Origin of the sequence: Herbidospora cretacea, from assembly GCF_001570605.1 — a bacterium.
GTDB classification, from domain to species: Bacteria; Actinomycetota; Actinomycetes; order Streptosporangiales; family Streptosporangiaceae; genus Herbidospora; species Herbidospora cretacea.
In genome coordinates this window covers 1-13,344 of record NZ_BBXG01000026.1, presented here as the reverse complement: position 1 = coordinate 13,344, position 13,344 = coordinate 1, and the positions used below count along the sequence as shown (strand labels likewise).

Below are 13,344 nucleotides of genomic sequence, written 5' to 3'. Positions count from 1 at the left end.
TGGGGACACCAGGCTTTGATAGGCTCGAAGCCCGTGGACATGGCCGACACTTTTTCGGACCACGGGAGACTCCTTGCGAAACGCCGTTAGCACCAAACACCTGTTCGTCACCGGCGGCGTCGCCTCCAGCCTCGGCAAGGGCCTCACGGCCTCTAGTCTCGGCCGGCTGCTGAAGCTCCGCGGGCTCCGTGTGACAATGCAGAAACTCGACCCCTACCTCAACGTCGACCCCGGAACGATGAATCCGTTCCAGCACGGTGAGGTCTTCGTCACCGATGACGGCGCTGAGACCGACCTCGACGTCGGCCATTATGAACGTTTCCTCGACACCGAGTTGCACGGTTCGGCGAACGTCACGACCGGCCAGGTTTACTCCAACGTCATCGCCAAAGAGCGGCGCGGCGAGTATCTCGGTGACACCGTGCAGGTCATCCCGCACATCACCAACGAGATCAAAGACCGCATCCGGGGGATGGCGGGCCCCGACGTCGACGTCGTCATCACCGAGGTCGGCGGCACCGTCGGCGACATCGAGTCGCTGCCCTTCCTGGAGGCGGTCCGCCAGGTCCGCCACGAGGTGGGCCGCGACAACGTCTTCTTCCTGCACGTCTCGCTGCTGCCCTACATCGGGCCCAGCGGCGAGCTGAAGACCAAGCCGACCCAGCACTCCGTCGCCGCGCTGCGCAGCATCGGCATCCAGCCGGACGCGATCGTCTGCCGGTCCGACCGGCCGATCACCACCTCGCTCAAGCGCAAGATCAGCCTGATGTGCGACGTCGACGAGGACGCCGTCGTCTCCGCGATCGACGCCCCGTCGATCTACGACATCCCCAAGGTGCTGCACGCCGAGGGCCTCGACGCCTACGTCGTGCGCCGCCTGGGCCTGCCGTTCCGCGACGTCGAGTGGACCGAATGGGATGAACTTCTCAAGCGCGTCCACAAGCCGTCCAAGGAGGCCACGATCGCGCTGGTCGGCAAGTACGTCGACCTGCCCGACGCCTACCTGTCGGTCACCGAGGCCCTGCGCGCCGGCGGCTTCGCCAACGACGCCCGGGTCAACATCCGCTGGGTGACCAGCGACGACTGCCAGACCCAGGAAGGGGCGGCCCGCGAACTCGACGGTGTCGACGGGGTGCTCATCCCCGGGGGGTTCGGCGTGCGGGGGATCGAGGGCAAGATCGGCGCGATCCGGCACGCCCGCGAGAACAAGATCCCCCTGCTCGGCATCTGCCTGGGCATGCAGGGCATGGTCATCGAGGCGGCCCGCAACCTGGCCGGCATCGAGGGGGCCAACAGCGCCGAGTTCGACCCCGACGTCAAACACCCGGTCATCTCGACGATGGCCGACCAGGAGGACGTCGTCGCCGGTGAGCGCGACATGGGCGGCACCATGCGGCTGGGCATCTACACCGCCAAGCTGGGGGAGGGCTCGCTGGCCCGCCAGCTCTACGGCAAGGCCAAGGCCGACGAGCGCCACCGCCACCGCTACGAGGTGAACAACGCCTACCGCGAGCGCCTGGAGAAGTGCGGCGTGGTCTTCTCGGGGGTCTCGCCCGACGGCCGCCTGGTCGAGTACGCCGAGCTGGCCTCCGACCTGCATCCCTTCTTCATCGGGACGCAGGCACACCCCGAGTTCCGCTCGCGCCCGACCCGGGCCCACCCGCTGTTCCGCGGCCTGATCGCGGCCTCGATCGCCTACGCCGAGGGCCGCGCCAAGGTGGTGAAGGCCAAGTGATCGTCGCCGATGTCGGCGAGAAGTGGCAGGTCACCGGGTCGCGTGAGCGGTTCTCGGCCCGGGTCATCACCGCCGTGACCGACACGGTCGTGATGCCCGGCGGGGAGACCGCCGACCGCGACTACGTGAGGCACCCCGGGTCGGTCGCCGTGGCCGCGGTCGACGACCAAGGGAGGGTGCTGCTGCTGCGGCAGTACCGCCATCCCGTGCGGAAACTGCTGTGGGAGCTCCCGGCGGGCATCCGGGACGTCCCCGGGGAGCCCCTGGTCGACTGCGCCGCCCGCGAGCTGGCGGAGGAGGCCGGATACCGGGCCGCGACCTGGCACACCCTGGTGGATCTCTACACCTCGCCCGGCATGAGCGACGAGCGCATCCGCGTCTTCCTGGCCCGGGATCTGGAAAGGATTCCTGACGAAGAGAACACCTACGTCCGGCATCACGAAGAGATCGACATGCCGGTGGAATGGGTACCTCTGGACGAAGCGGTAGAGAAGGCGCTGGCCGGAATGATCCACAATTCCCCCGCCATCGCCGGTATTCTCGCCGCGTACGCCGCATCCTCCGACGACTACAAGGGCCTGCGGGCCGCGGGCGCGCCGGAGGCCTGAACCAGGGGATCTACGCTGAGCTCGCCGGAAGCCGTACTCACCAGCTACCTCGCCCATCTGGCGGTGGAGCGGGGCCTTTCGGCGAACACGCTGGCCTCATACCGCCGTGACCTGCGGCGTTACGTCGACCATCTGTCCTCGCGCGGCCTGGCCTCCATCGGCCAGGTCGCCGAGGCCGACGTGGTGGCCTTCCTGGCGGCGCTGCGCGAGGGCGACGACGATCATCCGGCCCTGGTCGCCAGTTCGGCGGCCCGGGCCGTCTCGGCCGTCCGGGGCCTCCACCGGTTCGCGCTGCGCGAGGGCGTGGCGGGCCACGACCCGGCCAACCAGGTGCGGCCGCCGCGCACCCTCCGGCGGCTGCCCAAGGCGATCACCGTCGACGACGTCGAGCGCCTCATCGCCGCCTCGGGTCCCGACGAGTCGCCCCTGACGTTCCGGAACCGGGCTCTTCTGGAGGTCCTGTACGGCACCGGCGCCCGCATCTCCGAGGCCGTCGGCCTGGCCGTCGACGACATCGCCGCCGCCTCGCAGGTGGTGCTGCGCGGCAAGGGCGGCACCACCAGGATCGTCCCGCTGGGCCGCTACGCCCGGTCGGCGCTGGACGACTATCTCGTCCGGGCGCGCCCCCAGATCGCCTCTCACGGCCGGGGGACGCCCGCCCTGTTCCTCAACGCCCGGGGCGGCCGGCTGACCCGGCAGGGGGCCTGGGAGGTCCTCCAGTCGGCGGCCGAGCGGGCCGGTCTGTCCGGGGTGTCCCCGCACATGCTGCGCCACTCGTTCGCGACCCACCTTCTCGACGGCGGCGCCGACGTCAGGGTCGTGCAGGAACTGCTCGGCCACGCCTCGGTGACCACCACCCAGGTCTACACCCTGGTGACCGTCGACCGGCTCCGCGAGGTGTACGCGGCCGCGCATCCCCGTGCCCGCAGGTGATTCAGTTCCATTACCCTGGCTTTGCTTAGGCGCGGCGCCTTGCCGCATACGTGACTACCCTCTAGATTCGGTCCGATTCGGGTCCGTCAGGGAGGTTCAACAGGTGACTGCGACCACAGACGAGACGTGGACCGCGGGGAACCCGGGTGCCCTGGGTCCGACCGGGCGGCCCCGCCCCGTCTTCCCCGAGCCGCCCGCGCCCGAGAACCACGGCCCGGCGCGTGTCGTCGCGATGGTGAACCAGAAGGGCGGCGTCGGCAAGACGACGACCACCATCAACCTGGGGGCCGCGTTAGCCGAGGTCGGTCAGAAGGTCCTGCTGGTCGACTTCGACCCGCAGGGCGCGCTCTCGGTGGGCCTGGGCATCGACCCCCGCCCCCTGGAGACGACGATCTACGACCTCCTCATGGAGGAGCCCGACGTCACCGCCGAAGACGCGCTGCTCGCCACCAGCGTCGAGGGCATGGACCTGCTCCCCAGCAACATCTTCCTCTCCGGCGCGGAGATCCGGCTGGTCAACGAGGTCGCCCGGGAATACGCCCTCCAGCGCAGCCTGGAGCCCCTGCTTCCCTACTACGACATCTGCCTGATCGACTGCCAGCCGTCGCTCGGCCTGCTCACGGTCAACGCGCTGACCTGCGCCCACAGTGTCATGATCCCCCTGGAGTGCGAGTTCTTCGCGCTGCGCGGCGTGGCCCTGCTGATGGAGTCGATCTCCAAGGTCCAGGAGCGGCTCAACAAGTCGCTGGAGATCGACGGCCTGCTCGCCACCATGTACGACCCCCGCACCCTCCACGCCCGCGAGGTGCTCGCGACGATCATGCAGGGCTTCGGCGACAAGGTGTTCCACACCGTCATCAACCGGACCGTGCGCTTCCCCGACGCGACCCTGGCCGGTGAGCCGATCACCCAGTTCGACCCGGGTTCGATGGGCGCCACCGCCTACCGCGAGCTGGCCCGTGAGGTGCTGGCCCGCTGGCCCGCCCGCCTCTGAGTTCCGGCCCGTGCCCGTGTGGCCGCCCCGGCGACACGGCACAATGGCCCGGTGACCGAGCCGGAGACCAGCGCGCCCCCCGATGCGGAAGAGGTGGGCTTCCACGTCCATCTCGAAGTGTTCGAGGGCCCTTTCGACCTGCTGCTCGGGCTGATCGCCAAGCACAAGCTCGACATCACCGAGGTGTCGCTCCACAAGGTCACCGACGAGTTCATCTCCTACATCCGCTCCCGGGGTCCCGAATGGGACCTCGACCAGACGAGCCACTTCCTGCTGGTCGCGGCCACCCTGCTCGACCTCAAGGCGGCCCGGCTGCTGCCCTCCGGCGAGGTGGAGGACGAGGAGGACCTGGCCCTGCTGGAGGCCCGTGACCTGCTGTTCGCCCGGTTGCTGCAATACCGGGCGTACAAGGAGGTGGCGAAGATCTTCGCGGGCCGGATGGCCGAGGAGGCGCTGCGGTTCCCGCGCGTGGTGCCGCTGGAGCCGGCGTTCGCCAACCTGCTGCCCGAGCTCGTGCTCGGGATCGGGCCCGAGCGGCTGGCCGAGATCGCCCGCCGGGCGTTCACGCCGAAGCTCCCGCCGACCGTCTCGGTCACCCACATGTACCAACCACTCGCCTCGGTACGCGAACAGGCCGCTATCCTGGTCGAGCGGTTGCGCCGGGCGGGCACCGCGACATTCCGGGCGCTGACCTCCGACTGCGCCGGCCCTTTCGAAGTGGTGGCGAGGTTCCTCGCCGTTCTGGAGTTGTTCCGCGAGTCCGCGGTCTCCTTCGAGCAGGCCGAGCCTCTGGGGGATCTCTACGTGACCTGGACCGGAACGGCCGACGGCAGCGTGCTCGTCGGCGACGACTACGACGAGACGCGGCGAGAGGAGGGCGACGGTGTCTGAAGTGACGGTCTCCGACCTCACGATGGGGCTCGAGGCCATCCTGCTCGTCGTCGACGAACCCGTCGAGGAGATCACCCTCGCGCAGGTGCTCGAACGGCCGACCGCCGAGATCGGGGCCGCCCTGCGGGAGCTCTCGGAGGAATACACCTCCGCCGGGAGGGGTTTTGATCTGAGAGAGGTCGCCGGAGGATGGCGCCTCTACACCCGCGCCGAGTGCGCTCCCCTGGTGGAGCGGTTCGTGCGCGACGGCCAGCAGGCGCGGCTGACCCAGGCCGCCCTGGAGACCCTCGCCGTGGTCGCCTACCGCCAGCCCGTCAGCCGGGCCAGGGTGGCGGCGATCCGCGGCGTCAACAGCGACGGCGTCATGCGCACGCTCGCCGCCCGCGGCCTCGTCGAGGAGGCCGGGACCGACCCGGAGAGTCAGGCCGTGCTCTACCGGACCACCAGCTACTTCATGGAGAGACTGGGCCTGCGGGACCTTTCCGAGCTTCCCGAACTCGCGCCCTTCCTCCCCGACGACGACACTCTTGAGGAGCAATCCAAGTGAACAAGCGAACCCCGTCCGGTGATGGACGCGGTCGAGGCAACTCCTTCCGCGCGGGCCGCTCCGGCTCCCGCTCCACCGGCTCCGGCGGCCCCGCCAAACGCGGCGGCTTCGGCTCCCGCGACGACCGCGGCGGCTCCACGGGCGGCTCGACGGGCGGATACAAGGGCGGTTCCCGCGACGACCGCGGCGGCCGCGACTTCCGCCCCCGCGACGATCGCGCCCCGCGCGGCGACCGGAGCTACGGCTCCCGCGACGACCGGCCCCAGCGTTCCTACCGCGACGGCGACTCCCGCTCCGACCGTCCCTACGGCGACCGTCCCGCCCGCGACGACGGCACCCGCACCTTCGGCGACCGCCCGGCCCGCGACGACCGCCCGCGCTCGTTCGGCGACCGTCCTTCCCGTGACGACCGTCCCCGCTCCGACCGTCCCTACGGCGACCGGTCCGGGCGCGACGACCGGTCCCGCTCCTACGGCGACCGCCCGCAGCGTTCCTTCGGCGGTGACCGTCCTTCCCGCGACGACCGCCCTCGCTCCGACCGGCCCTATGGCGACCGGCCGCAGCGTTCTTTCGGCGGTGACCGCCCCGCTCGCGACGACCGCCCCTACGGCGACCGGCCGCAGCGTTCTTTCGGCGGTGACCGTCCTTCCCGCGACGACCGCCCTTACGGCGACCGGCCGCAGCGGTCCTACGGCGATGACCGGCCTCAGCGGTCTTATGGCGACGACCGGCCGCAGCGTTCCTACGGCTCCGACCGCCCGCAGCGCTCTTACGGTTCCGACCGGCCCCAGCGGTCCTTCGGTGACGACCGGCCGCAGCGTTCCTACGGCGATGACCGGCCGCAGCGCTCTGCCGGCTCCGATCGGCCTCAGCGCTCTTACGGCGATGACCGGCCGCAGCGTTCCTACGGTTCCGACCGGCCCCAGCGGTCCTCTGGCGGCGACCGGCCTCAGCGGTCCTTCGGTGGCGACCGGCCTCAGCGGTCTTCCGGTGATGACCGGCCTCAGCGGTCCTTCGAGTCCCGGGACGAGCGGGGCAACCCCGCCGCCGGGGGGTCCAGGGCGCGGTTCGGCAAGGTCGAGCGGCCGATGCGGGCGGGGCGTCGTGACGACGTGCAGACCGTGGGCAAGCCGACCCGGCCCAAGGCGGCGGCGCAGCCTTTCAAGACCTCGGCTCAGCCGAAGCGGGACCCCGAGTTCTGGGAGCCCGGCTACACCGACGAGCGTGACACCACCGAGGTCCCCGGCGGCGAGCGGCTGCAGAAGGTGCTCGCGCAGGCGGGCGTCGCGTCGCGGCGGGCCTGCGAGGACATGATCGGCGAGGGCCGCGTCACGGTCGACGGGCAGGTCGTGCGCCGGTTCGGCGCCCGGGTCGACCCGGCCAAGCAGATCATCCACGTCGACGGCAAGCGCATCCCGACCGCGCCCGACCTCGTCTACTACGCCCTCAACAAGCCCATCGGCGTCGTCTCCACGATGGAGGACCCGGAGGGGCGGCCGTGCCTGGCGGACTACGTCCAGGAACTGGCTCCTCGCCTGTTCCACGTCGGGCGGCTCGACACCGAGACCGAGGGGCTGCTGCTGCTCACCAACGACGGTGAGCTGGCCCACCGGCTGACCCACCCCAGCTACGGGGTGTCGAAGAAGTACTGGGCCAAGGTCCCCGGTCCGATCGAGCGCGACCTGCACCGCACGCTGCGCGCCGGGATCGAGCTGGAGGACGGCCTGGCCAAGGTCGACTCCTTCAACGTCGTCCAGGAGCACGGGCAGCAGGCGCTCGTCGAGATCGTGCTGCACGAGGGGCGCAAGCACATCGTGCGCCGCCTGCTGGAGGAGACCGGGCACCGCGTGATCGACCTGGCCCGCATCGAGTTCGGGCCGGTCAAGCTCGGCCGGCTCAAGCCGGGCACGATCCGCGCGCTCAGCCTCCACGAGGTGGGCGAGCTCTACGCATCCGTCAAGCTGTAACCTTTGCGGACGATCAGATAGGAGTCAGGCATGGTCAGGGCGGTCCGCGGCGCGATCCAGGTCGACGGGAACGATCGTGAGTCGATCATCACGGGTACGACCGAGCTGGTCACCGAGGTGATGGAGCGAAACCGGCTCACCACCGACGACGTCATCAGTGTGATCTTCACCGCCACGCCCGACCTGACCGCCGAGTTCCCGGCACTGGCCGCCCGTAAGCTGGGCTTCCACGACGTGCCGCTGATCTGCGCCACCGAGATCGACGTGCCGGGCGCGCTGCCCCGCGTCGTGCGGCTGATGGCCCACATCTCCGTCGACCGGCCGCGCCAGGAGATCCACCACGTCTACCTGCGCGGCGCGATCGCGCTGCGGGTCGACATCGCTCAATAGACAGATCACCGAGGTAATTCATGACCGAGGGTGGCTCACTGACCAGTGCCCTGGTCGTCGGCACGGGCCTCATCGGCACGTCGCTGGCGCTGGCACTGCGCCGCCGTGACATCAGGGTGCTGCTGGCCGACCGTGACCCGGGGGCCGCGCGGCTGGCCAGCGAACTGGGGGCCGGTGACCCCTGGGACGGCGGCGAACGGGCCGACATCGCGGTCGTCGCGGTGCCGCCGCAGTTCATCGCCGACCAGCTGCTCGAACTGCAGAAGCGCGAGGCCGCGCGGTTCTACACCGACGTGGCCAGCGTGAAGGCGCTGCCGATCTCCCAGGCGGCCGTGCTCGGGTGTGACATGTCGGTCTTCGTGGCGGGCCATCCGCTGGCCGGGCGTGAGAAGTCCGGCCCGGGGGCGGCCCGGGGCGACCTGTTCCTCGGGCGGCCCTGGGCCCTGTGCCCGACCATCGAGTCGAGCCCGCAGGCCAGGGACGCCGTGTACGAGATGGTCGCGCTCTGCGGGGCCAACGCGGTGACGATCGGGGCCGAGGAGCACGACCGCGCGGTCGCGGTGATCTCCCACGCCCCTCACGTGACGGCCGCCGCGGTGGCCGCCCGGCTGACCGACGCCACCGACACGGCGCTCGGCCTGAGCGGGCAGGGCGTCCGCGACGTGACCCGCATCGCGGCCGGCGATCCCGGTCTGTGGACGGGGATCCTGTCCGGCAACGCCACGCCCGTGGCGGAGGTCCTGGAGGCGGTCGCGGCCGATCTCCGGACGGCGGCCCGGTCGCTGCGCGAGTTCGCGATCGAGGGAACGTCCATGGACGAGGTGACCGACCTGCTCCAGCGGGGCGCGGCCGGCACCGGCCGCATCCCCGGCAAGCACGGCGGCCCCGCCCGCACCTACGCGGTCGTCCAGGTGGTCATCGGCGACCGCCCCGGCGAGCTGGCGCGGCTCTTCCAGGTCGCGGAGCAGGCCGGGGTCAGCATCGAGGACGTGCGCCTGGAGCACGTGCCGGGGCTGCCCCTGGGCGCGGTGGAGCTGTCGGTGCAGCCCGAGGCGGCGGCGACCTTCGCCGCGGCGCTGCGGGCGCAGGGATGGCAGCTGCAGGGCTGAGCGTGAAGGCTGTCGGCGCGGGGTCCGCGCGCCGGTAGCCTTCTGGAGTCGCAACACACACGAGAACAGGGGAGTGGACCGTGCCGGGTCTGGTCGTCGCCATGGACGGGCCTTCGGGGTCGGGCAAGTCGAGCGCGTCCCGCGGGGTGGCCCGCGCGCTGGGCCTGCGTTACCTCGACACGGGGGCGATGTACCGGGCGGTCACCTGGTGGGTGCTCGACCAGGGCATCGACCCGGCCGACGCCGAGACCATCGCGGCCCGCGCGGCCGAGCCCGTGCTGGAGATGTCCACCGACCCGGAGAAGTCCGGCGTCACCGTCGACGGGACCGACGTCAACGCCCCCATCCGGGAGGCGGTCGTGACCGGCGCCGTGTCGGCGGTCGCGGCGGTGCCGGAGGTCCGCGCCCGCCTGGTCGCCCTCCAGCGGGAGCTGATCGCCGCCACCCCCGGGGGCATGGTCGTCGAGGGCCGGGACATCGGCACCGTCGTCGCCCCCCAGGCCCCCGTCAAGATCTACCTGACCGCCAGCGCCGAGGCCCGCGCGCGCCGGCGCAACGCCGAGCTGACCGGGTCGACCGTCGAGGCGCAGGTGGCCGACATGGCCCGCCGCGACACCCTCGACTCCACCCGGAAGGCCGACCCGCTCACCATGGCCGCCGACGCGGTCGAGGTCGACACCACTGAGCTGGGGCTCGACGAGGTCATCGCCGAGATCCTGCGGCTCGTGAAGGAGCGCGCCCCGATCGAGGCGCGCTGACAGGAGGAATGCCGCGATGAGCGCGGAGTACGACGACGACGGCTGGATCGAGTCCGAGCTGGCCACCCTCGACGAGGGAGGTCACGACGAGGAACCCGATTCGGGTCCGCTACCCGTCGTGGCGGTGGTGGGTCGCCCCAACGTGGGCAAGTCGACCCTGGTCAACCGCATCATCGGCCGCCGGGAGGCGGTCGTCGAAGACGTGCCCGGCGTGACCCGCGACCGGGTCACCTACGACGCCAACTGGCGGGGCCGCCGGTTCACGCTGGTCGACACCGGCGGGTGGGACCCCGACGCCACCGGCATGGCCCTGAAGATCGCCGAACAGGCGCAGATCGCGGCCGAGCTGGCCGACGTGATCCTGTTCGTGGTCGACGCCACCGTGGGGGTCACCGACTCCGACGAGGCCGTCAGCGGGGTGCTGCGCAAGGCCGGCAAGCCGGTCGTGCTGGCCGCCAACAAGGTCGACAACCAGCTCGTCGAGCTGGAGGCCACCGAACTGTGGTCGCTCGGCCTCGGCAAGCCCCACCCCGTCTCGGCCCTCCACGGCCGCTCCAGCGGCGACCTGCTCGACGTGGTGCTCGACGCGCTGCCCGAGACGCCGCCGCTGAAGTTCGGCGAGGAGCGCGGCCCGCGCCGGGTGGCGCTGCTCGGCAAGCCCAACGTGGGCAAGTCGTCGCTGCTCAACCGGGTCGCCGGTGAGGAGCGGGTGCTGGTCGACCCGATGGCCGGCACCACCCGTGACCCGGTCGACGAGCTCGTCGAGCTCGGCGGGGTGACCTGGCGCTTCATCGACACCGCCGGCATCCGAAGGCGCGACCGCGAGCTCAAGGGCGCCGACTTCTACGCCGCCATGCGCACCCGCGCCGCCCTGGAGCGGGCGGAGGTGGCGATCGTGCTGATCGACGCCTCCGACGTGCTGACCGAACAGGACCTGCGGATCATCTCGCTGGTCATCGAGTCGGGCCGGGCCATGGTCGTGGCGTTCAACAAGTGGGACCTGGTCGACGAGGACCGGCGCTACTACCTGGAGAAGGAGATCGAGCGCCAGCTCGTCCGCACGCCCTGGGCGCTGCGGGTCAACATCTCCGCCAAGACCGGCCGCCACGTCGAGAAGCTGGTCCCCGCGCTGGAGCGGGCCATCGACTCGTGGACGACCCGGGTGCCGACGGCGCGGCTCAACCAGTTCCTCACCGAGCTGGTGCAGGCGACGCCGCCGCCGGTCCGGGGCGGCAAGCAGCCGAAGATCCTCTTCGCCACCCAGGCGGCCACCGAGCCGCCGAAGTTCGTGCTATTCACCTCGGGCTTCCTTGAGGAGACCTACCGGCGCTTCATCGAGCGGCGGCTGCGCGAGGAGTTCGGTTTCGAGGGCTCCCCGATCGCGGTCACCATGAAGATCCGGGAGAAGCGCAAGAAGTAGCGCCCGCCGTGCCGGAGGCGCGGCAATCAGCAATGGTGGTGCAGGCCCTACCATCGCCCGGGTGCACACGGGATCGTGGGGGAGTGCCGCCGATTCCTAAGTTGATGGGCATGAGAACACATCTGCGCCGCCTGGCCGCCGACACCGGCTACCTGATGCTGGGCTTCCCCTTGGCGACGGTCGCGTTCTGCCTGATGGTCGCCGGGCTCTCCGCCGGAACCGGGACCGTCGTCGTCGGCGTCGGGGTGGCCGTCCTCGCGGTCACCCTGCTCGTCGCCCGGCTGTTCGGCGACCTCGAACGAGGTCGCATCGCGCTGGTCCTCGACCGGCCGGTCCACCGTCCGCGCTATCCGGAGCCGCCCGCCGGCGCCGGGTGGGTCCGCCGGTTGATCAACCCCCTCATGACCCCGCAGTCGTGGCTGGACGCGCTGCACCTGTTCATCGTGTTCCCGGTCGCGATCGCCACGTTCTGCGTGTCGGTCGCGCTGTGGGGGCTGGTGCTGGGCGGGGTGACCTATCCCCTCTGGGGCTGGTTCACCAGCCGGATCCCGGGGAACAAGGAGCTACCCGAACTGCTGGGCCTGGGCGACGGCTACCTCACCAACACCCTGTTCTACGCGGTGCTGGGCGTGGTCGCGATTCTGGCGATCTTCCCGGTGATCCGGTTCATGGCCACGCTGCAGGCCAACCTGGGCCGCACGATGCTCAGCGGCATGGCCGAGCTGCAGGGCCGCATCGACCACCTGACCGAGGGCCGGCACGCCGCCGCCCACGCCGAGGCCGACGCGCTCCGGCGGCTGGAGCGGGACATCCACGACGGCCCGCAGCAGCGGCTCGTCCACCTGGCGATGGAGCTGTCGCGGGCCCAGCGGCTGCTGGAGCGCGACGCCGAGGCGGCGTCGACGACGATCGGGCAGGCGATCACCGCCACCCGTGAGACGCTCGACGAGTTGCGGGCCCTGTCGCGGGGGATCGCCCCGCCGATCCTGGCCGACCGGGGGCTCAACCCGGCGCTGTCGGCGCTGGCGGCGCGGTGCACCGTGCCGGTCGAGCTCGACGTCCGGGTCGAGGAGCGGTTCGCGGCTCTGGTCGAGAACACCGTCTACTTCGTCACCGCCGAGGCGCTCACCAACGTCGCCAAGCACAGCCGGGCCACCGTGTGCCGGGTCATGCTGGAGCGCATGGGCGACTCGCTGCTGCTGACCATCGGCGACGACGGGGTCGGCGGCGCCCACGTCGCCAAGGGCCACGGGCTGTCCGGTCTGGCCGACCGGCTGCGCGCGGTCGACGGCGAGCTTTCCGTTCAGTCCCCGACCGGGGGACCGACCCTGATCGTGGCGGAGGTTCCGTGCGGGTAGTGGTGGCCGACGACGCCGTGCTCATCCGGGAGGGGCTGGTCCGCCTCCTCGAGGAGTTCGGCTGCGAGGTGGTCGCGACGGTGGGCACGGGCGAGGAGCTCGTGGCCGCCGTCGCGGCGCATCAGCCGGACGTGTCCGTGGTCGACGTGCGGATGCCGCCGACCTTCACCGACGAGGGCCTGCGCGCCGCCGTGGCGGCCCGCCGGAAGGTGCCGGGCGCGCCGATCCTCATCCTGTCCCAGTACGTCGAGGTCTCCTACGCCGACGACCTCCTGGCCGACGCCCGGGGCGGGGTCGGCTACCTGCTCAAGGACCGCGTGATCGACGTCGACGAGTTCCTGGCGGGGCTGCGCCGGGTCGCCTCCGGGGGGACCGTCTTCGACCCGCAGGTCGTCTCGCAGCTCATGGTCCGCCGCCGCCGCGACGACCCGGTCACGACGCTGACCCCCCGCGAGCGCGAGGTGCTGGAGCTGATGGCCGAGGGCCGCTCCAACCCGGCGATCGGCCGCCAGCTGGTGGTCAGCGAGGGCGCGGTGGAGAAGCACATCCGCTCGATCTTCGCCAAGCTCGGCCTCTACGCCGACGACGCCGACCAGCACCGCCGGGTGCTCGCGGTGCTGGCCTTCCTGCGCTC

13 protein-coding genes are annotated in these 13,344 nt (G+C 71.3%); all 13 read left to right on the top strand.

What is annotated here, in order from left to right; all coding sequences use genetic code 11:
- Window positions 1-73 precede the first annotated feature (73 nt).
- The gene (gene pyrG / locus AW270_RS33885) at window positions 74-1,735 is read left to right on the top strand and encodes a CTP synthase (protein WP_061300217.1); all 1,662 of its coding nucleotides are present in this window, start codon (window positions 74-76) and stop codon (window positions 1,733-1,735) included.
- Entirely contained in the window at window positions 1,732-2,343 is a 612-nt protein-coding gene (locus tag AW270_RS33880) for an NUDIX domain-containing protein (RefSeq protein WP_439649100.1), read from the top strand. Before pyrG ends, AW270_RS33880 begins: the two co-directional genes overlap by 4 nt.
- Window positions 2,344-2,358: 15 nt before the next feature.
- Complete coding sequence (gene xerD, locus AW270_RS33875) at window positions 2,359-3,276, top strand: site-specific tyrosine recombinase XerD (RefSeq protein ID WP_061300216.1); 918 nt, start codon at window positions 2,359-2,361, stop codon at window positions 3,274-3,276.
- Window positions 3,277-3,379: 103 nt separating this feature from the next.
- A complete protein-coding gene (locus tag AW270_RS33870; RefSeq protein ID WP_061300215.1) occupies window positions 3,380-4,270 on the top strand; it encodes a ParA family protein in 891 nt (296 codons plus the stop codon).
- 51 nt (window positions 4,271-4,321) lie between these two features.
- Window positions 4,322-5,161: a segregation and condensation protein A gene (locus AW270_RS33865; protein ID WP_061300214.1), complete on the top strand. Its 840-nt coding sequence runs from the start codon at window positions 4,322-4,324 to the stop codon at window positions 5,159-5,161.
- 22 nt (window positions 5,162-5,183) lie between these two features.
- The gene (scpB, locus tag AW270_RS33860; protein ID WP_082802058.1) at window positions 5,184-5,708 is read left to right on the top strand and encodes an SMC-Scp complex subunit ScpB; all 525 of its coding nucleotides are present in this window, start codon (window positions 5,184-5,186) and stop codon (window positions 5,706-5,708) included.
- Window positions 5,705-7,675: a pseudouridine synthase gene (locus AW270_RS42325; RefSeq protein WP_157523038.1), complete on the top strand. Its 1,971-nt coding sequence runs from the start codon at window positions 5,705-5,707 to the stop codon at window positions 7,673-7,675. Before scpB ends, AW270_RS42325 begins: the two co-directional genes overlap by 4 nt.
- Before the next feature lie 30 nt (window positions 7,676-7,705).
- Window positions 7,706-8,065 (top strand): chorismate mutase, encoded by a 360-nt coding sequence (aroH, locus tag AW270_RS33850; protein WP_061300212.1) that lies wholly within the window; start codon window positions 7,706-7,708, stop codon window positions 8,063-8,065.
- A 20-nt stretch (window positions 8,066-8,085) separates the two neighbouring features.
- On the top strand, window positions 8,086-9,174 hold the full coding sequence (locus tag AW270_RS33845) for a prephenate dehydrogenase (protein ID WP_061300211.1): 1,089 nt from the start codon (window positions 8,086-8,088) through the stop codon (window positions 9,172-9,174).
- Window positions 9,175-9,275: 101 nt separating this feature from the next.
- Window positions 9,276-9,932: a (d)CMP kinase gene (gene cmk, locus AW270_RS33840; RefSeq protein ID WP_061300306.1), complete on the top strand. Its 657-nt coding sequence runs from the start codon at window positions 9,276-9,278 to the stop codon at window positions 9,930-9,932.
- Window positions 9,933-9,948: 16 nt separating this feature from the next.
- A complete protein-coding gene (gene der / locus AW270_RS33835) occupies window positions 9,949-11,352 on the top strand; it encodes a ribosome biogenesis GTPase Der (protein ID WP_082802046.1) in 1,404 nt (467 codons plus the stop codon).
- Between the two features lie 110 nt (window positions 11,353-11,462).
- Complete coding sequence (locus AW270_RS33830; protein ID WP_061300210.1) at window positions 11,463-12,710, top strand: sensor histidine kinase; 1,248 nt, start codon at window positions 11,463-11,465, stop codon at window positions 12,708-12,710.
- The coding region (locus AW270_RS33825; protein WP_061300304.1) for a response regulator transcription factor at window positions 12,701-13,344 on the top strand (644 nt) is incomplete at its 3' end. The genes AW270_RS33830 and AW270_RS33825, both read left to right, overlap by 10 nt.

Bases quoted from the DNA above. Each gene is read 5' to 3' on its own strand.
- aroH (WP_061300212.1), top strand. From the start codon at position 7,706: ATGGTCAGGGCGGTCCGCGGCGCGATCCAGGTCGACGGGAACGATCGT.
- scpB (WP_082802058.1), top strand. From the start codon at position 5,184: ATGGGGCTCGAGGCCATCCTGCTCGTCGTCGACGAACCCGTCGAGGAG.
- AW270_RS33830 (WP_061300210.1), top strand. From the start codon at position 11,463: ATGAGAACACATCTGCGCCGCCTGGCCGCCGACACCGGCTACCTGATG.
- AW270_RS33845 (WP_061300211.1), top strand. From the start codon at position 8,086: ATGACCGAGGGTGGCTCACTGACCAGTGCCCTGGTCGTCGGCACGGGC.
- der (WP_082802046.1), top strand. From the start codon at position 9,949: ATGAGCGCGGAGTACGACGACGACGGCTGGATCGAGTCCGAGCTGGCC.
- cmk (WP_061300306.1), top strand. From the start codon at position 9,276: ATGGACGGGCCTTCGGGGTCGGGCAAGTCGAGCGCGTCCCGCGGGGTG.